Annotated in this window: 25 protein-coding genes; 5 read left to right on the forward strand and 20 right to left on the reverse strand. The window is 43.7% G+C overall.

Annotated elements, in window-relative coordinates:
• Nucleotides 1–11: 11 nt before the first annotated feature.
• The 19 genes from HMPREF1052_RS08530 to HMPREF1052_RS08620 form a co-directional block, all read right to left on the reverse strand.
• The gene (locus tag HMPREF1052_RS08530; RefSeq protein WP_005761328.1) at nt 12–938 is read right to left on the reverse strand and encodes a major capsid protein; all 927 of its coding nucleotides are present in this window, start codon (nt 936–938) and stop codon (nt 12–14) included.
• On the reverse strand, nt 935–2,062 hold the full coding sequence (locus HMPREF1052_RS08535) for a hypothetical protein (protein ID WP_005761410.1): 1,128 nt from the start codon (nt 2,060–2,062) through the stop codon (nt 935–937). Before HMPREF1052_RS08535 ends, HMPREF1052_RS08530 begins: the two co-directional genes overlap by 4 nt.
• A 234-nt stretch (nt 2,063–2,296) precedes the next feature.
• Nucleotides 2,297–2,794, reverse strand: coding sequence for a phage virion morphogenesis protein (locus tag HMPREF1052_RS08540; protein WP_005761332.1), 498 nt, complete (start codon nt 2,792–2,794; stop codon nt 2,297–2,299).
• Nucleotides 2,795–2,796: 2 nt separating this feature from the next.
• The gene (locus HMPREF1052_RS08545; protein WP_005661678.1) at nt 2,797–3,048 is read right to left on the reverse strand and encodes a Gp49 family protein; all 252 of its coding nucleotides are present in this window, start codon (nt 3,046–3,048) and stop codon (nt 2,797–2,799) included.
• A gap of 121 nt (nt 3,049–3,169) precedes the next feature.
• A complete protein-coding gene (locus HMPREF1052_RS08550) occupies nt 3,170–4,438 on the reverse strand; it encodes a phage head morphogenesis protein (RefSeq protein WP_005761283.1) in 1,269 nt (422 codons plus the stop codon).
• 13 nt (nt 4,439–4,451) lie between these two features.
• Nucleotides 4,452–5,921, reverse strand: coding sequence for a DUF935 domain-containing protein (locus HMPREF1052_RS08555; protein ID WP_005761317.1), 1,470 nt, complete (start codon nt 5,919–5,921; stop codon nt 4,452–4,454).
• 122 nt (nt 5,922–6,043) lie between these two features.
• Nucleotides 6,044–7,540 carry a terminase large subunit domain-containing protein gene (locus HMPREF1052_RS08560; RefSeq protein WP_005761340.1) on the reverse strand — a complete coding sequence of 499 codons (1,497 nt, stop codon included), beginning with the start codon at nt 7,538–7,540 and terminating at the stop codon, nt 6,044–6,046.
• Nucleotides 7,540–8,082: a DUF3486 family protein gene (locus tag HMPREF1052_RS08565; protein WP_005708262.1), complete on the reverse strand. Its 543-nt coding sequence runs from the start codon at nt 8,080–8,082 to the stop codon at nt 7,540–7,542. The genes HMPREF1052_RS08560 and HMPREF1052_RS08565 overlap by 1 nt, the downstream gene beginning before the upstream one ends.
• 12 nt (nt 8,083–8,094) lie before the next feature.
• Nucleotides 8,095–8,397: a hypothetical protein gene (locus tag HMPREF1052_RS08570; protein ID WP_005661693.1), complete on the reverse strand. Its 303-nt coding sequence runs from the start codon at nt 8,395–8,397 to the stop codon at nt 8,095–8,097.
• The gene (locus tag HMPREF1052_RS08575) at nt 8,394–8,702 is read right to left on the reverse strand and encodes a hypothetical protein (protein WP_005661694.1); all 309 of its coding nucleotides are present in this window, start codon (nt 8,700–8,702) and stop codon (nt 8,394–8,396) included. Before HMPREF1052_RS08575 ends, HMPREF1052_RS08570 begins: the two co-directional genes overlap by 4 nt.
• 116 nt (nt 8,703–8,818) lie before the next feature.
• Nucleotides 8,819–9,076 carry a DUF2681 domain-containing protein gene (locus HMPREF1052_RS08580; protein WP_040596488.1) on the reverse strand — a complete coding sequence of 86 codons (258 nt, stop codon included), beginning with the start codon at nt 9,074–9,076 and terminating at the stop codon, nt 8,819–8,821.
• Nucleotides 9,073–9,297: a DUF2644 domain-containing protein gene (locus HMPREF1052_RS08585; protein ID WP_005761294.1), complete on the reverse strand. Its 225-nt coding sequence runs from the start codon at nt 9,295–9,297 to the stop codon at nt 9,073–9,075. The genes HMPREF1052_RS08580 and HMPREF1052_RS08585 overlap by 4 nt, the downstream gene beginning before the upstream one ends.
• A gap of 201 nt (nt 9,298–9,498) precedes the next feature.
• Entirely contained in the window at nt 9,499–10,044 is a 546-nt protein-coding gene (locus HMPREF1052_RS08590; protein ID WP_005761375.1) for an N-acetylmuramoyl-L-alanine amidase, read from the reverse strand.
• A gap of 83 nt (nt 10,045–10,127) precedes the next feature.
• Complete coding sequence (locus tag HMPREF1052_RS08595) at nt 10,128–10,493, reverse strand: hypothetical protein (RefSeq protein WP_005761342.1); 366 nt, start codon at nt 10,491–10,493, stop codon at nt 10,128–10,130.
• Nucleotides 10,483–10,695, reverse strand: a complete 213-nt coding sequence (locus HMPREF1052_RS08600) for a hypothetical protein (protein WP_005761381.1) — start codon at nt 10,693–10,695, stop codon at nt 10,483–10,485. The genes HMPREF1052_RS08595 and HMPREF1052_RS08600 overlap by 11 nt, the downstream gene beginning before the upstream one ends.
• 43 nt (nt 10,696–10,738) lie before the next feature.
• Nucleotides 10,739–11,770 (reverse strand): hypothetical protein, encoded by a 1,032-nt coding sequence (locus tag HMPREF1052_RS08605; RefSeq protein ID WP_005761360.1) that lies wholly within the window; start codon nt 11,768–11,770, stop codon nt 10,739–10,741.
• A 118-nt stretch (nt 11,771–11,888) separates the two neighbouring features.
• Nucleotides 11,889–12,539 carry a hypothetical protein gene (locus HMPREF1052_RS08610; RefSeq protein WP_005761258.1) on the reverse strand — a complete coding sequence of 217 codons (651 nt, stop codon included), beginning with the start codon at nt 12,537–12,539 and terminating at the stop codon, nt 11,889–11,891.
• Complete coding sequence (locus HMPREF1052_RS08615; protein ID WP_005761282.1) at nt 12,536–12,970, reverse strand: hypothetical protein; 435 nt, start codon at nt 12,968–12,970, stop codon at nt 12,536–12,538. The genes HMPREF1052_RS08610 and HMPREF1052_RS08615 overlap by 4 nt, the downstream gene beginning before the upstream one ends.
• The gene (locus HMPREF1052_RS08620) at nt 12,971–13,480 is read right to left on the reverse strand and encodes a helix-turn-helix domain-containing protein (RefSeq protein ID WP_005761376.1); all 510 of its coding nucleotides are present in this window, start codon (nt 13,478–13,480) and stop codon (nt 12,971–12,973) included.
• A gap of 100 nt (nt 13,481–13,580) precedes the next feature.
• Here HMPREF1052_RS08620 and HMPREF1052_RS08625 point away from each other — a divergent pair, with 100 nt between their 5' ends.
• Nucleotides 13,581–13,772 carry a DNA-binding protein gene (locus HMPREF1052_RS08625; RefSeq protein ID WP_005761365.1) on the forward strand — a complete coding sequence of 64 codons (192 nt, stop codon included), beginning with the start codon at nt 13,581–13,583 and terminating at the stop codon, nt 13,770–13,772.
• A gap of 155 nt (nt 13,773–13,927) precedes the next feature.
• On the opposite strand, the gene HMPREF1052_RS08630 is transcribed toward HMPREF1052_RS08625, so the two are convergent.
• The gene (locus HMPREF1052_RS08630; RefSeq protein ID WP_005761359.1) at nt 13,928–14,245 is read right to left on the reverse strand and encodes a hypothetical protein; all 318 of its coding nucleotides are present in this window, start codon (nt 14,243–14,245) and stop codon (nt 13,928–13,930) included.
• 57 nt (nt 14,246–14,302) lie between these two features.
• Between HMPREF1052_RS08630 and HMPREF1052_RS11400 the strand changes: the two genes are divergently transcribed.
• From HMPREF1052_RS11400 to HMPREF1052_RS08645, 4 genes are read left to right on the forward strand one after another with little or no spacing between them, the layout of a single operon-like run.
• On the forward strand, nt 14,303–14,443 hold the full coding sequence (locus HMPREF1052_RS11400; RefSeq protein WP_005761296.1) for a hypothetical protein: 141 nt from the start codon (nt 14,303–14,305) through the stop codon (nt 14,441–14,443).
• Nucleotides 14,440–14,739 carry a helix-turn-helix domain-containing protein gene (locus HMPREF1052_RS08635; protein ID WP_005761309.1) on the forward strand — a complete coding sequence of 100 codons (300 nt, stop codon included), beginning with the start codon at nt 14,440–14,442 and terminating at the stop codon, nt 14,737–14,739. Before HMPREF1052_RS11400 ends, HMPREF1052_RS08635 begins: the two co-directional genes overlap by 4 nt.
• 9 nt (nt 14,740–14,748) lie before the next feature.
• Nucleotides 14,749–15,717, forward strand: coding sequence for a hypothetical protein (locus HMPREF1052_RS08640; RefSeq protein WP_005761281.1), 969 nt, complete (start codon nt 14,749–14,751; stop codon nt 15,715–15,717).
• Nucleotides 15,718–15,726: 9 nt separating this feature from the next.
• The gene (locus tag HMPREF1052_RS08645) at nt 15,727–17,547 is read left to right on the forward strand and encodes a DDE-type integrase/transposase/recombinase (protein WP_005761363.1); all 1,821 of its coding nucleotides are present in this window, start codon (nt 15,727–15,729) and stop codon (nt 17,545–17,547) included.
• The last annotated feature ends 43 nt before the right edge of the window (nt 17,548–17,590 follow it).

Here is a 17,590-nt window from a genome sequence, read left to right on the forward strand (position 1 = left end):
ATTTTCAGGGATTACAAGCAGCCTTTGATTAAGTAACCTGCGGCACTGCCAACAAGGTGTGGTTTGTGAATGTCGGTGGTGCGAATGACTTCGAGTTTGCCGCCGTTTTCTTTGTAGGTGTCCACAAATAAACCGTTATGGCGACGCACGGTGTAGCCGTAAGATGGCTCGTAAACTGTGCCTTTGCGTTCTGCTGAACGTGGGGCAACGTAAGCAAGTACAATGGCATCGCTCCAAATGTCTTTGAGTTGTGAGCTTTCTTCATACACCGCCTCACCGATTTTCACGGTATCGATACCAATCAATTTAGCTAAGACTTCAGGTGTTACAATCGCTACCTGTGAGTATTTGAGTTTTTCAACCACCGCAGGGTGTTCTTTCAGTGCTGCCCACACATCGCTTGCAATCACGCATACATTCGGCTTGCGACCAATCGCACGTTTTACCGCACGAATGCCTGTGTCGAACATGGCAAAAATGTCTGCTTGTTTGCTAGTAATTTTCGATGTACCGCTTAAGGTCACTTTGTTGCCTGCATCGTATTTGCTTTCATCAAGGGCAAGGGTTGCCACTTCTTTTTCACGCCCTAATGCAATCACATCTTGGGTAGTATTTAAGGCAAATTGACGGAGCGAGAAAATCGCTTCGTTTTCTTCTCGGTAGTCGATGGCGTATTCCACATCGTGCTCTTCCAACGCCACGTCGATTGCCGTGATGTCTTCAGGGTCTAAGCGGTTTGAGGTGCCGCGTAAGTTACGCACCGTGCTAGGCAAGCGGAACGCAAGACGACCGAATTTTGGAATTTTGCCCGCTTCTTTGTCGATTTCGACAGTTGGCATTAAGACTTCACTCACTAATTCAAGGTTGTGATAGCCCTGAGCCAAGTTGGTTAAAACAGGATCTTGCACGCGAAGTGCTTGAAGATTGTGTGCGGTCATAAGTTTTCCTTATATTGATAAATAGCATTAAATGCAGCTTTGTAGCTCACATTGTGTTCTTTGGCATAGGCACGGATTTTTTGGTCTGCTTCGATGCTGGCTGGGTTTGTGCCTTCGGCATATTCCACTGTGTCATTTTGTGCGGTTGCCGCTTTTTCTTTGGTTGCCACCTCAGAGAAATTTACGACTTGAGGTTGAGCATCCAAAAAGGCTTTGAGTTTGCTGTGTAGGCTTTCGCCTTCGCCAAACTCAACCACACCGCCTTGCATTGTGGTGGAAGCGTAGTTCAACAAATCCACTGCTTGCTGTTTGGCAATCGGGGCGAGTTTGCCTGCTTTCACTAAACCTTCAGCAAAGTCGGCATTTTCGGCTTTGGCTTGGTTGAGCGCGGTTTCAGCTTTTTCGGCTTTCAATTTTTCGTTTTCTGCCTTGAGCTGTTCAATTTCTTCAGGTGTCATTTCAAGTTCTCCTTCGGTTGATTGAGCTGGGTCTGAAGTTGGGTTATTCGGTTCATTAAAATTCGGCACCGGAAAATCTGCTTCATCTTGTTGATACCGTTTCAAATCATTGCGGATAGATTCTTCTACCACGCTATTGACTAAATAATCAGGCAATGCTTTGTCGGCTTCATCTTGTCCGTGTTTGCCAATCAGCCATTCACGCAAACGTCGCCACAAACCTGCTTCCGCCCAGTCGGAAAAATCCACTACGCCTTGTTCGTTTTCGGCAAATTCAGGGTTACGCAAGCCTTTTACGGCGGGTGGCATTGCCCCTAAGAAACCGACGTGGCGTAAGTACAAACTGCCCGGGCAAGGATTGTTTGGGCTATCGGCAAGATAGAACGAAGACGACACTTTCTTAAATCGTCCTTTTTCCACCATTTCGGCAAATTCAGGATCCACTTGGTCGAACTCGGCTTTGAGTACATCACCGTCCAACTCAAGGCGTTTTACCCAGCCATAGGCAGGTGCATTGTGTTTTGGGTGTCCAACTACCGCGGGGGATTCGTGAAAGTTTACGTCGTAGGCATTGACGGCTTGTTGCAAATCATCGATGGTAATTTCCACTTCTACGCCATTTGCATCTAGTCGTTTGCCGGCTTTAAAAATTTCAATCAGGGTCATTTGGTTCTCCTTGTGTTGGCAAACATCATAGAAAAAACGACCGCTTGTTACTTTTAAACTGGTTTAAGGAATGAAAATGGGAAAGAGAAAACGAAAAGGGAGTGAATGGGGTGTTTTGGCGTGTTTATCGGTGTTTATAAACACGCTCAAGGTGATTTAGGCGATAATTTATCGAATGGGATTTAAAACGCCACAATGGGCGTTTTATGCGTTATTTTTGAAAATTGGGCGATACTATAGATTTTGGTCGATTTGGCGTTGTAAAACAGCCTTTGCTTTCTCTAATAATTTTTGCTCATTTTGTGAATTAACACCTAACCACGGACGAGCAGGAATTTTTGACTGTTTAGCGAAGACGGCATTGTCGCCTTTACCAAATTTTAATCGCTTGCCTTTCTTCGGTTTAATTACACCACCGAATTGGTGCAATCTGGCATACTTGGCATCTGAACCAAATTCAACGCCGTTGTCATCGTAGTTGTAAGCCGTTCTCTCAGATAAATAGCCTCGATGTTTTAAGATTTTGTCGTTGCCTTTTATCTCTTGGGTGATTGGTGAAAGAGGTTTCCATTTGTTACCATCAGGATCAACTTCCTGCTTAAAGCGTTCTGCGTGGATTTTCTTCAAGGTTTCGCCCAGCACGCCATAGAGTTTACGAGGCTGTTTGAGTTGGCTTGCAATACGGTGGAGTTTTTCCACCGCTTGCGTGTCGTTAAGACTGATTTTAATCATAGCTAAAAGCCAGCGAGTTTATTTTTCAATACATAGCCTTCAAGTTGCCATAATTTATTGAAGGCATTTTCAAAAGCAATACGTTCACCAATTTCTTGGTTATAGGTTGCTGGTGAAACGCAAGCAGACTCGCCTGTTACTGTGAACCCATTGCGTAAGGTTAAAACACAGATGGTGAGGGTTTCAGTTAAGCGGTGGAATTTTTTATCGGTAATAATAGATTCCAAATGTTCTTGGGTAACACGTTCAGTCATATTTATTCTCCTATTGATTAAAAAATAAGTTGGGCGTATAGTATTTCTAACGGTGGGGGTTTCCTACTGGAAAGGTTGCGGTTCCGCCCGTATTATCCTGTTCGAATCAGGCAAACCACCGTTAGTCTAAGCTCCCCCATAAAAGCTCATACGCATTTTTTAAATTTCCCCATTCTTTTGTCGGTTCAATTAAACTTGCCGTTCTTACTAAATTGATTTTGTGTGTCAGTTTTTTCTTGCTTAATTCGTCTTTGAGCTTTACTTCGTAATCCATTTTGATTGCTACTTTACCTTGCTCGATTTCATACACAAAAATCAGCGTAGGTAATTTCTGATCACGTTCCAACAAGATTGCCTTTGGATTTCTCAACTTCTCTGGCAACTGCTCCCAAAACTCAATCGGCAGGTTAATGCCTTTAGCTTGCTTGGTATCACGGAGGGCATGCAGTACATCTTCATCACGTACAGCAATCACGGCAGATTGTGGGGCTTTCTCAAGATCGTTTAATTTATCAATCACTTTGGCAGGAATTACGCCTACGTTTTTGATTTGCCCACGAGCCAGTTTTTCGCTGGCGACGGTATCAACCATCGACTTCATCGCCCCATTTAGCAACATCATCGCACGCGGATTTTGTAACACGTTTTCAATTAAGAGGCTTGCCAGTTTCGGTTCAGCGGTGACGGCTTTGTTGAAAAGTAGCTGATCTACGTTGGCATTTCGCCCTGCCGTCAAACGCTCAAAATTGTGCGGCTGAAACCCCACGTCATAGCCTTTCGGCACACGCACCATTCTTGGATTGCCTGAACGTGTGCCGACTAATTTTTCTTCCCACTCAATTTCAGGCGAGGGGCTGACGGTTCTACCCATTTCCTTGAGGTCATCCTCATCGTGGGCGGTCACGGTGCAGTGGCAGCCATAGGCTTTAATGGGGTAGTAATAACGCCAAAATGGATCGCTGGCGGGCAAAATCGTGCAGTCCAAATCAATATGTTCTTGACGTGGGTGGGCGTTGTCGTGGTGATGGTATTCCCAATAAGGCATTACATCAGCCAAATCTAAATGCTGCTGTAACCGTCCGCGATTGTAAGCCGCATAAACGTTGGTGTCGTAAATAATACGCGTTCGCCAATTTCTGCCGCCTTTGTAATCCCAGCCTGTGTGAGCCACAATTTCATCAAACTGCTTGCGAAAGCCCTCCAGCGTTTCGCCGTTGTTAATCGCTTCATCTACCGCTTCGCGAAAGGCAAGTAGCACTTCGTTGCGGTTAGCTCCTGCGACCATAAAAAAGTAGTCGTGTTCTTCGCCTAATACATCCAAATAGCTGTTAGTCGATAGGTTGAGTTTTTTCTCAAAGTATTTGACTTGATTTTCAAAAGTGAATTTCATTGACAAATCTCCCCTAACCCCTCTTTACGAAAGAGGGGGACTTGGCACGCTCATCTTCTACAGATTGTTGCCCTGCAAACTGTGCCGCAGTTGAACCCCACGCCAGCAGTTCGCCATATTCCGCATAGCTCAATTCAGGGATAAGGCTATCAAGCTGGTTGCGGAAATCTTCCAAACTCTCCGCTTGACCTAAACGGTCGCGAATATCTTGTAGCCAATGTTCAACGTGGGCTTCGCCTTCCATTTCTAACTGTTCGCCAATGGTTTCAATCACGCTTTTCGGGATATGTTCGGCAAAATCGACTTTATCCGTCCCCCTCTTTTGTAAAGAGGGGTTAGGGGAGATTTCTTGCATCACAATATCACCGTCTTCAAAACCATAAGTGCGGTGGATATATTGCTCGGTAAAACTCACGCCGATTTCGGTCAAAATCTTGTCGCGTTCAGCTTGCAGCTTATCAATGCTTTCTTGCTCGAATAGCTCAAAGGCTGGCAAGGTTTCTACGTTGAAATTCAGCTCACAAATCCACGCCAGCAACTGATTGAACACGCCTTCCACAAGGCTGGCATCGTCGTTGCGAATATCACGCGTGACTTCTAGCCCTGCGGTCGCACTGGCTCGGTTGGCTTCCGCTTCGGTGGTTTGGTTTTGTCCGAGTAATGCGATGGCAATTTCAGATTTGCAGTACTTGATAAAGTTATCAAAGGCTTCTGATGAGCCGCTTTTATCAGCACCTTCCACCAAGCCGATTGAGCTGTCGTCAGGAATGGCGGCAACAGCCGTGCCAAGCATTGCTTCCATACTGTCGAGCAAGTCTTCCACTTCATGAATTTGCGCTTGTCGCGGATGTTTCCCCACTAGCCAAGGCGAGCCGTATTTTTCGGTAAATTCCAACCAATACTTAAAGCCTGCTTTCTTAAAAGTCGCTGCCCAAAAGCAGAGCGAGAGATCGCCCAAGCCATACGGGTTGATGTAAGTCGCATTTTGGGTGGCAAGCAACATTCGATAAGGCGGCAGTTCTTCGCCGTTGAAGTTCTCTTTGGTACGAAGTTTAAGCTGGTTTTCTTCATCGAAGATGAACCACTCTTGCGGTTTGCCTACGATTGCCGTTGGCAACAGTAAGCCGTTTTCGCTTTCCCACATCACTTCTAACGCTTGATAACCAAACAGTGTGGCATCAAGTATTTCACTGATGATTTGGCTCATCGGCAAGCGGTCGAAAAGTGCGGTTAAAATCTCGTCCGTTTTTTCATTGCCTGTGGGCGTAATTCGCCATTCCAGCCCTTTAATGGCTGCTTTTCTACGGCGAACACAGCCCCCAACGTGGCTGTCGGATAAAATTTCACGGTAAGCCGAAATATCCTTGCCCATTTTCTTTAGCACAGGATCAGGGTTCGGCAGGTAGTGCATAAACGCCCAATAGTCAATGGCGTTGGCACGGCTGGCGATGACGCGGATTAGGTCTTGTTTTTTTGGTGTCATTGGCTTTCCTTATTTTTCATAATCCACAAAGGCGGCAAGCAATAAAAATACCCACCAAAACGGTTTGTCGTAAAAAATCAGCACAGCGACAGAAATGGTTAAAGTTACAAATGCGATCATGGTTAATATCCTTGCGTTAATTTTCGGCTGGCTCTTGGTTTGCGACTGTGGGCTTTAACCGGCAACTGCACCAACTGACGGCTAGCATAATGAGCAAGCAATAAAGAAATTGCGGTGTCGCCGTGGCGTTTGTTTTTGCCGTCTGCACTTTTGGTTCGTTTATCGGGAATGCGTGGCACGCCTTTCACCACTTGGAACGAACGCAAATCGGCAAGAATATCGGCATCTTTGGGAATGCTGTCGAGTTCACCATCTTCGAGTGCGGCTTTAAATGGGGCGGTGTGTTCGCGATACCATTTTTCCGATAACTGCACGCAATCCACCAATGAGCCGAAGGCATCACGAGCAGCTTCAGCTAAATAGCCCCCATTCCCACGCGCATCAAAAGCTGCACCGGCGAAGCGTGGCAAATGCTTGAAAATAAACAGCACAATTTGTTCTTGTTGCTTGTAAGGCATATTGCCCAGCTCCACAATCAACCGAACGCTTTTGGTTAAGTTTTGCTGTTGTGCTAACACCACAAAGGACGTCATATCGCCACTGCGTGCAAAGTCTTCGCCTAAAAAATGTAATTGCGTTTCATCTAAGGTTTGCAAAATCGGCTGAAGCGTGGTTTCACACCAATCCTGCATTTCCTGATAGCGTGTCGGTTCAGGCACAAGGCTAAAGCCATCTTTTGCCGTCATTCGGATTACGGGCGTGCTTTCGCTCATTTGACGTTCAATCAACGCACGCGAGAGCCATAAGCCTGTGCCGTTTTTCGGCACGCAATAGTATTCTTCTTCCGCATCTTCTTTGGTTGCCGTGTCATTGAGTAGGTTTTCTTTCCACTCTGCTTCTTTTTCGGCTGTCCATTCTTGCTTGCTGACTTGGCAAATACGTTGGTATAACCCTTCAGCACAGGCATCATCAAGGGTAATCGTATGCACTGAGTAGCGTTTTCTGCCTGCCCGACTGTCTAAGATCAGCTCATTGAAAAGGTTGTCCGCGCCGTTGTGGGTAGAAATCAACCGCACTTTCGCACCCCACATTGTCAGCGCGAGCGCGGCTTTCAATACTTCAGCAAGGTATTCATGGAAGGCTGCTTCATCAATCACCACCACGCCTTGCATACCACGCAAGTTTTTCGGGTTGCTGGAAAGGGCTTTCACTTTGAAGCCTGATGCAAAATAGATCACATAGGTCAGAATGTCCTTGTCTTCATCTTGCAATACTTCTTCTTGAATTTCGCCTGCTGCATAGTTAAACGCCCTTGCCCACATTGCCACCGCGTCAATAAATTCGCGTGCCATTTCCTTGTTTGACCCAATGTAGAACACATCAGAGCCACCGTCTTTTTTGGCAAGGCTAGCAATCAAAGCATCATCAGCAGCTTCTGCCCACGTCAAACCTGTTCGACGAGATTTTTCAGCGATTTTGAGTTGGGATTTATCGGCTATCCAACGTTTTTGGTAGCCCAACAGTAGCTCGTTTGGGTCAAAGGGAATGATATCTTTCACTATGCAATACCTAAAATTTGCTGTTTGATTTTGTCTGCGGTTTCTGCCGATAAGCCCGCCTGAATAACAATTTTTTCCGTTTCTTCTGCGGCAAGTTCCGCTCGTCTTTTCACGTCCGCTTGATAGACTTTCAGCTTGGTGCTGGCTTGGATAAGCGACGCCACGTTTTTGCCTGCAAAACTCAAGGCTTGGAATTTCTCCATCGGGGTCATCTCATCATCTTTGGCTTCTTCAATATCGACCAACGCATCAAACAAAGACGACTGCAACATCCCCATTAAGGCTTCACTACGTTTGTCTTCCTTATCTTCTGCTCCTTCGGCAATAATGCGAGCCGCTTCAGTACTGTCCTTGATTGCCTTAAAACGGCGTTCAATCTTCTGCCCATAGCGATGAATCGCCGATTTGCTGATGGAATAGCCTTTCTCACGTAATAGTGTTTCCAATTCCACATAGCCCGAAAAGCCATTCTCAGTTAAGGCACGCTCCAACCAGCGGCGGACATCTTCGGGCAGTTTTTCGATACTTGAACGGGGAGCCATACCAGTTCCCCCCTACGCCCAATACTTTTCAGGGCGGGCGATACCAGCTTGGCAGTCGATGGTGTATTCCACAATGTCCACGCCTAGGCGGTTAATATCGGCAAACCACACGCCGTGCGGTTGTTTGGTCAGTTCCACCAGTTTGCGGTCGGAAAGATATTCCAACTGCTGACGGATTTCATGCGGTGTTACATTTGGGTAAATGCCTGCCATCACATCACGCAAAAATTGTTCGCTGGTGGTGTATGGCATAGCTTTGTGTAAAGTATTGAGCAAGTGCCAACGCATACCTTCTCGGCGGGCTTTTTCCATCATTTTGCACTCTCCATTTTGTATAAATCACTTAAGGTTTTGTGTAGGGCATCCATTTTGGCTTCCAGCACTGTTTGTCCGCGAATGTAGTCATCACGCAGGACATAAACGAGCGGCAGGCTCGACTGCATTTGGTTGAATTGCTTTTCCAATTCTTCCACTTTGTCGTTTACTTTGAGCTGGTTTTGGTGGCGTTCACTCAAACTGTTTTGAAACTGCGATACTAAAATCTTGGCAAAGCCAAAACAGCAACCAAGAAACGACAACAACAACCCGACCAAATGCCAAAATTCCACGTTAATGGTCATCGTTCGTCTCCTTGCAAATCTCCCGATAGGTCGCGTTATGCACCGCAATTTGACGGAGCGTTTCGGTGGTGTCTTGACGGCTTGCCTTGATTACACCAAAGCCTGAACAGCTCGGGTTAATCACGGAGATCACCTTGCTGTTGCAGGCGGTCAATAAGCCCATTACGATTAGAAGTGCGGTTGTTTTCTTCATTCTTTTTTCTTGTTTCAAAATGTTGGACTTGGGTTTGAGCTACTGCTTTTTCGTTTTGCAGTTGCTCATTTTGCTTAGACAAGCGGTCGATTTCTTGTCGAGATTTGCGGATTTTATAGCCAGCCATCATTGCTCCTACCAGACCCACTACAACAAAGCCTAAAATCAGATAAAAAATCATTCTTCACGCCCCCGATTATTTAATGCATTAGCAAAGCCTTTTGTAGCTGCGCCACCTGCAGCAAAAATGGCGAAGGTCATAAAGAGTTCTGGCACATAAGGGCGGTCTAAATACACACAAAAGCATAAGATGCCCGCCATCAATAAAGCCCCGAAAAATTGGATAAAGGCGGTAGTGCTGAGCCTGCCGTTATCGTTGGTGATGAGTTCTTTGATTGCCATTAGTAACTCCAACGTAAATAAAACCATTGAGCAACCGTGCGACCCTTGTTGATTGCACGGTTAATTTGAGCGTTATTGCTTAATTTTTTCATTGTGTTCTCCGTATTCTTCAAATCTCCCCCAGCTCATCTTTTCTAAAGAGGGGGCTGTTTTTTTCCGTTTTACCGTTCCCCTCTTTTGTAAAGAGGGGTTAGGGGAGATTTATTTAAATAAATGCTCAACATTCACGACTTCTTCGCTATCCAGCCAGCTCCACACATCAAAGCACGGGCAGTCTTTAATCCATTCATTAGGCGTGATTGTTCCATCGCCATTTAGGTCTGGGCTTAAATCACGATGTCCACAAATGCGAGCGCTGGGATATTTGGCTTCTAATTGGCGAAGCAAGCGGTGCAGGGCTTTCCATTGGGCTTCCGTATATTCGCCGTGATTGCGTTTGTCTTTAGTAATACCGCCGACTAAGCAGATGCCAAGGCTGTTTAAGTTATGCCCTTTAACGTGTGCGCCCGTTTCGCCTTCAGCACGTCCCGTTTCGACTGTGCCATCGGTGTCAATCACAAAATGGTAGCCAATATGTTGTAAGTGCAGATTGAATTGCTTGTAATTGCCTGCTAAACGTTGAAAACCACGTTGTTTGTGCCAATCGTCGATACGTTGTGCCGCGGTTTGGGTGGTAGTGTGTAACTGCTTGCCGTTTTGAGTAGCTGAGCAGTGGATCACGATTTTGGTGATGGTGGGATTAGCCATAAAAAAACTCCAGTTATTAGGTTTGACTGATAACTGGAGTTTACTTAATGCTTGTAGGAACTGATTTTAAACTGGTTTAATGATTAATCAACAGTCTTGTCTAATTGAATATATTCTAAGACTAATTTTTGTTTTTCTTCTAAAAATTTTTCTTTTTGTTCTTTTGAGTATTGTTCATTATTTATCTGTAAATCAAGAAGATCCATTCTATCTTTCATCTTCTCCTTTACTGCTATTTGTGCCGCAGATTGTCGTTTTTTATTTAGAAAACTAAATATCCAAACGCCCAATATTGGGCTTATAGCCGCAGAAATAGTCAAAGAATTTTCAATATATTCCGCGGGTACAAACATTCTAATGAGTGCTGCCAATATTGCTGCAAAAGCACCTGCATAAGTAGCAGGGTTATTAGAAAAAGATGACTGTTCGGTCGGTTGTTTATCGCTCATTTCCTTTCCTTGTTTTTAGTTCTGCATCAATACGTTCTAATTGAGCGATAATGGGTTCTGGAGACGTCAAATCTAATTCCCCATATCCAATAATTTGTTCATTGTGCCAACGACGAATTTTTACTTTTTTTATAGGAAATAGCATTAAACGAATTTTTTGCCCTAACATTTCCCCAATACGAACAAACATAGGGATAGCCATCACTAACCCTATAATCAATATTGTATATGTTAAAATATCAGCATTATTCATCTTCGTTCTTAACTAATTGCCGGTCTTCGGTGACCAAATGTTCTAAAACCTCGGTTATTATATAGGACGTTTTTGTCGAATTACCAAAAGTTTTTACAATATCTAACTTAACTTTTAACCAATCACCTTTACGGAAACTAGCTTGATTTGCATTAATTTCTTCAATAAATGCCTCGTCTTGCAGCTCAACCGCTCGCTCTTTACCATCATAACGCATTTTCCACCCTGTTTTGCCAGAGTAGAAATTTAGCTGGGTAATCATAATCATTGCTTCTGGTTCAGTTTTCTTTTCAGGTTCTTGTGCAATGGTTTCGGATAATCGAGTAAGGGTATCAATCTCTTTCAGACTTTCAATTTTAACCGTTGTCTGTTCTTGTACCTCAACTTTACCGTCTGTATTTTCGACTTTTTCAGTACGTTGAATTTTAAATACAGCATCTTTTTTATTTGCCAAAGGTGTTACAGTCAATTTTTTAATTGCTTGGCGAATTTGATCATCTTGCATCAGAATAGCGGTTTCTTTTGTTGTAGTGACTTTGGTGTTTTCTGTCAAAACCTCTACTTTATCAGACCCATCTTGAGTCTTTACGTCAATTACAGGTTCGCCTTTGGTAAGCAAAATATCTTTAAATACGCCATAACTGACGGCACCGGTCGGAATACTAATACCCAATGTAGCCATTACATCTTTGGTGTCTATGGTTGTGACCACATCTTTGACAGTACAAATATAATCAAAGATTTCCATAGCAAATGGAAAGGCAATTGATCCCTCTTTTACAATGGCATTTCCATTTGGAGCTTGAACGTATAGCTCAACAGTTTTTTGTTTACCATTGAGTAGTTTATCACTTCTTTCAACCAAATCTATCATGTCTTTCACCACTTCAACCAAATTACGTGCGTTTATTTTGTGGTGAGCATATTCTTCATCTGTGGCATCATAAGAAACCGTAAAATGCTCTACAGTTCTAAGTTTTCGTTCAATTTGTTTTTTTACTTTTGTTTTCTTTTCAGTTGTCATCTTAATTCCTTAATTCCTTAGTTCCTCAATTATTTATTTTTCTTCCCACCACAAATACTTTCACAAGGTACGCCGTCTTTATCGCGGTTGAAACTGCTCATATCGCATTGTTGTAACTTTACTCATATTGTCTGAAATAATCCAAGTTAAACATTGGACACCAGTCAACATTGTTTTCAACAGCCAATGCCTGAATTTGTTCTTTCCAAGAACCAAAGTGTTCTCCTCGCTCTATTGGGTGATTTTCTAATTTTTTGCAAGGAATGACATATTGAGTTTCTTTCTGCTTTGTTTTTTCATCAGAGAAAATAGATAAGGATAATCCTTGAGAATAGTAAACATCTCTGAACAATCTGTTAGTTAAAGATAAACAATGTGACTTTGCATTTAAGCATTGGCAGGCATTTTGATAGCATTCTAATATAGAGCCTAAGCTATAATAGCCAGAACCAGTATATAGTTTTCCAGCAACAAAAATTTGTTTTGTTGTCCAACCATCAACGTAACGTAGTAATAAAAGAGCTCTAGCCGCTTGTTCAGGCGTTTTATCGAAAGTACAAGTGTAAATTATATCTTTGTCTAACTCATAAGATGAGAATTTAAAAGCTCCTGTGGCAATAGATAATGCCATTTTAAAATAAGGACTTTTAGTCTTGGCAAAAACGATTACAAGTAAATTATTTTTTGATAATTCAATAGGATCATCATATTGCTCACTTTGATTTTTTAATTCCGTAATTTCGGATTTCTTTTGTTGTTCAGTTGTCATTTTAATTCCTCGGTTCCAATCTCTTTAATTTCTTTTTCCACGTGTTGCCCAGCTTTGTTAAAGCCCAACGCCAAAGAACCTGCGACAAAAAACACGAAATAACCCACAGGGTGCAGGCTGCCTAAATACAGCCCCAGCAAGCAAATTACAAAGCCTACGAGCGTGAATATCACTAATCTTTGGCTTTTCTTTTGCAATAAGGCTTTGCGGTGTTGTTCTTTTTCGTACCATTCTTGATAGTCAAAATACTGCTTAATCCCAAAGGTGCATTTGCCGTTGTAGCAGTATTCATTGAAGCGGTAGCTTTCGCCGCCGCACTGTGGGCAAATGACGATGTGTGGGCTGTTTTTATCAATTACTTTTTCTGGCTGATGAAAGTGAGCTTCATTGATGTTGTTAAGCTGCTCAACATTGTCAATTTTAAAATCCATTTATTTCCCTTTCTTAAAATGAATACCACCTTCAAGGTGTTCGATGTTGTTTTGTTGCTCTACGTTGCCAATGTGCATTTTTGTAGCGAAATTGCCTTGTGTTGTGTTAGCCTTTGCCGCCATTTTGGCAACATTCAAAATCATTTCTTTGCCTTCCTTACCAGCGGTGCGGAAATACTGCAAAAGCAGGTTCTCGGCTGGCATTAAATTTTCCATTTCTCGGTTTGGGTCAAAGCGTGGCTCATCAGTCTTAGGCATATCTTTTAACATTTCCTGTTCTATCGCTTCATAGGTTTCACGGCGATGTCCAAGCAAGATGTAATCCATATCAAGGTTTAATTCTGGACATTTGGCTTTTAGGGCGAAAAGCTCTTTTTCGGGGAAGCTGTTTCGGCTTTTTCTTGCACTAAAAGCTTTAACACCAAAGCCCAACATTTCAGCAATATCTTTATCGTCTTTTATTTTTAGTTCATTTTTTAAGCGAAATAGCTTTTCTTGAAAAGAATCCATAAAATTCCCCTTGTAATTCTACAAATATAGATTATTCTACAAATGTAGATTAAGTTATATCAATTTACCGAAATTATACCACAACAACAGGAGCTAAATAATGAACAATGAAGCAAAAACACCCGATCAAATTCGATTGGAGTTTTATCGAAATGGGCAAACTTTTCAGCAATGGGCGATTGAAAATGGCTATCACCCTGTGTTGGTAAGTAAGGTGCTAAATGGTGCAGTGAAAGCCAATCGCGGAAAAGGTTTGGAAGTTGCCGTGAAATTGGGCTTAAAAGCCGCTTAAAACTTCTTTTGCTCTTTAACAATTTGGAAAAAACAGCGAAAAATCGACCACTCTTTAACGGACGAAAGTCCACTATTTATAGGAGAGAAAAATGAATGAAAAAGAACTGATTGAATTATTGAAAAAGCCGCAGGTAAGAGCGGCTTTGAAAGAGATTACACTTCCGTTTCAGGCGGTGAATATACCGACCAGAAAAAACGCCCTTCAAATTCACGAAACGTTTGTAGATACGCTACGCCGCGATAATCAGCTGTATCAAGAAGTGTTGGATGAGTGGCGTGAAAATCCGTCAAGCTTTTCACCATTTCATAAATACTCATACGGGCTTCATCGGGCAGCTTTGTGGCTATATAGTCAATTAAATTCAGACAAGCTTCATAACGACCATTGAGTTCTTCAATGTGTTGCTCAAGCTGAGCAATTTTATCTTCTAAATCAGCCAAGCGTTTTGCTGGCAATTTAATTACCGTCATAGGGTTTCCTTTTGGAAGTTGAGAGAGCCAATAGGATACCACAGGGAGAAAAATCAAATGAAAATGTTAGAAAAATTATGCTTATGGTATTTGAAAAAATACTGGAACAGTCAAGGTTATAAAAAAGTGGTTGCGCTTGAGCAACAAAAACAGGCGGAAAACTTACCGCAGTTTATGAAATCAGGGCAAGCCAAATGAAAGAAAAAATTAACAGCACGCAGCGTGCGTTGCGGATTTTAAAAGCCCTGAAAGGGCGAACGATGGACGGCTTAAGCAATAAGGATTTGTGCGAAGCGATTGATGAAACGCCGGTGAATATCACGCGAGCCACGGCGATTTTAGAAAGTGAAGGCTTTTTGCGAAAACTTCCCACAGGCAACTGGACGCTCAGTTTTGCCCTGCTCAACTTGGCAGTGTGTTATGAGCAGGATATGCAGGCAGTGAATGAACGATTTAATGAAATGCGACACCGTGTGGCAACAGGCGGTTTTTAGGAGTAAGCGATGACAGATTTAAGATTAAGTGAACAGCAAGATGCGGTGGCGTTAGCCGCAAAAGCAATGACCCAAGATATTGCAGAAGCCCACGAAGCTATGGGTATGGTTAGAGCGTTTGGCTTTGTAAACAAACTGCTGACCGTCGGCACTCTTAAAGTTATGAGAGAAGTTAAAGAAGCCAAGAAATACAAAGGGTTAGTAACCTACATTGACGGAGAACTGACGACGGTCGGCAGTTGGGAAGAGTTTTGTAAAGCTTGCGGATTAACTAGACAAAAAGTTGATGAAGATTTGCAAAACCTTTCTAAATTCGGAGAAGAATTTTTAGAAACCAGCCACCGCCTCGGCTTAGGCTACCGCGAAATGCGAAAACTTCGCCAACTGCCTGAGGAAGCTCGTGCGGAGATTGTGGAGGCAGATTATTCGGAAGCGACAGATAAAGAAGATTTAATTGAGAAAATCGAAGATTTAACCGCAAAACACGCCAAGGAAAAAGAAGCCTTGCAAGCCCAGTTGAAACGCAAGTCGGACGATTATGAAGCGCAAGCGAAAGTGCTTGCCACCAAAAACGAGCGGATTAACCACTTAGATTTGGAGCTAGCGAAGAAAACTAAAGCGATTGAAACCCAAACGCCTGAACAACGCGGTGGCGTATTACGCGAAGAAGCGGCTGCGATTTCTTACAAAGCAGAAGCCGTGCTACGCGGACAAGTTTTCCAAGCCTTTGAAGCCTTAACCGCTCACACGGAAGCCACAGGCATTGACCACAAGCAGTTTATGAGTGGCGTACTTGCCGAGTATCAGTTGATTTTGTCGGAACTTAAATTCCACTTTCAGCTTGATGATGTGCCAAGTGGCTCGAATGTGCCTGAATGGGCAAGACCTGATTCAGAATGGGCAGATAAATCTGAAGAGATAGATCCTGCGTTAGCCGCGATGTTAGATAACGCGGTTGAAGCAGACATTGTGGAGTAAGGAAATGCAATGGCAATTTTACCGAGCGTTCTCGCCAAATATGCCGAACGTGTGGAGAAAGCAGGCTTTGGCGAGAAGGAGAAAATTATTGAAGAAGGGCGCAACAAAACGGGCTTAAGCCGTGCAACCTTTCTGAAACAAATCAAACCGTTTCGACCGGCAAGCGGTCGTAAAGTGCGGTCGGATAAAGGCAAGCATCAACTTGAATTTAAAGAGTTGCAAACGATTAGCTCGGCTTGGTTACATATCCGCCGTAATAACGGCAAAACAATGATGACATTGGAGCGCATTATGAAGATTTTGAGAACCAACGGCAAAATCAAGGCGGAATTTACCGATGAGAATACGGGAGAAATTCGCCCTTATTCGACAAGTTCGGTGGAGCGGGCGTTGCGCAATGCCAATCTTCACCCCGACCAGCTTTTACGCCCTGCCCCTGTGGTGCAGTTGCAAAGCCGTCACCCCAACCACGTTTGGCAAATCGACCCATCTTTGTGTGTGCTTTATTACTTGAAAGAAACAGTCAAAGGCAATGGGTTGTGTGTGATGGAAGCGGAACAGTTCTATAAGAACAAACCGGCAAATGTGGCGAAAGTGGAACCGCAACGAGTGTGGCGGTATGTAATCACCGACCACGCGAGCGGGGTGATTTATGTGGAATATGTGTATGGTGGCGAGACGGCGGAAAATGTCAGCCAATGCTTTATCAACGCTATTCAACCGAAATCCAATAAATCAGAGCCGTTTTTTGGTGTGCCAAAGATTTTGATGTTTGACCGTGGTACAGCCAATACTTCGCAAATGTTCACGCACTTGCTGAACCAGTTGGACGTGAAAATTGAAGTGCCGAAAGCTCACAATGCTCGAGCCAAAGGGCAAGTGGAGAAAGGCAATGATATTGTGGAGCGCCAGTTTGAAAGCGGTTTGAGGTTTATGAATGTGAACGGGCTTGATGAGTTAAATCAACTTGCCCACCAATGGATGCGCTATTTCAACAGCACAGAAATACATTCACGCCATCATAAAACACGCTATCAAGTATGGCAAACCATCAAGTCTGATGAATTACTTTTCCCACCGAGCCGTGAAATTTGCCAAGAGCTGATGATTACCGCACTTACCGAACGATTGGTGACCGATAAGTTGGAAATCAGCTTTGAAAATCGCCGATATGATGTGCGTGATGTACCTGATGTGAAAATCGGCGAAAAAATCACAGTGGGCAAAAATCCGTACCGCCCTGAATGTGTGCAGGTGCAGTGCTTTGAGCAGATTTTTGCCGATGACGGCACAGTAAGCCTGAAACCTTACTGGGTGGTGCTGGAGCCGATTGAAGTGAATGAACTAGGCTTCCGTGTGGACGCGGCAATCATCGGCGAAGAATACAAATCCCACCGCAAAACGGCGTTTGAAGCAAATAAGGAACAGGCGGAGCAACTGGCTTATGGCGTAGAAACCGAAGACGAGTTGAAGCGAGCCAAGAAAGCCAACGCACCGTTATTCAACGGCGAAATCAACCCTTACAAACACATCGAAGAGAGCAAGCTAATGTGGTTCTTACCGAACAAAGGACAAGAACACAAACTCACCACTAACGCCCGACGGGTGGAGCAAAAACCGATGTCGGTGGTGGAATTTGCCAAAAATGGCAAGGCTCGCTGGGGTGAGTTGTGGAACGGTGAGTGTTATCAATGGGTGAATGGCAGATACCCACAAGGCGTGCCGCCACTTGAAGCGGAACGGCTGTTGAGCTTAGGGTTTGAAGATTTTAAAGCGGAGTTTGTGGCACCCGAGCCTACACGCTCTCACTTGAAACTATTAGCGGCGTAATCGCCCTAAAATCTCCCCTAACCCCTCTTTACAAAAGAGGGGA

This window comes from Pasteurella bettyae CCUG 2042, from assembly GCF_000262245.1.
Lineage (GTDB): Bacteria > Pseudomonadota > Gammaproteobacteria > Enterobacterales > Pasteurellaceae > Basfia > Basfia bettyae.